Origin of the sequence: Limnovirga soli (genome assembly GCF_013106755.1) — a bacterium.
Lineage (GTDB): Bacteria > Bacteroidota > Bacteroidia > Chitinophagales > Chitinophagaceae > Limnovirga > Limnovirga soli.
In genome coordinates this window covers 1-340 of the sequence record NZ_WHPF01000056.1, presented here as the reverse complement: position 1 = coordinate 340, position 340 = coordinate 1, and the positions used below count along the sequence as shown (strand labels likewise).

General features: G+C 47.9%; 1 protein-coding gene. It reads right to left on the bottom strand.

The window, feature by feature from the left end; all coding sequences use genetic code 11:
- Positions 1-340 (bottom strand): hypothetical protein (locus tag GD597_RS21750; RefSeq protein ID WP_216368669.1); only part of this gene is annotated, 340 nt, incomplete at both ends.

Here is a 340-nt window from a genome sequence, read left to right as displayed (position 1 = left end):
TAATGTGGCTAATGATGCGGTGGATAAATCTGCCTCGTTGGGGGTGTATGCCGGTTCGGTTTTTAATAACTCGATGAGGCTTTTAAAATTGTCTGCCCGCTGAACAAATCCTAAATGGCTTTTGCTTACAAAATCGGCGTCGGGTGGAGTGGTGCCATCTGCCGGTGGTGCTGCTTTTGGTTTGCTTAAACCGAAACCCCGGATTTTATCCGCCAGGCCTTTTGCATCGGCTTTGATTTGGGGGCTTGCATCGGTACTGTTTAGGGAGGAAACTACCCTGGTGATTAGTTTGCTTAAGGGATTGAACAGTATTTCCCTGCTGTTGATGGTGGGCTTTGCT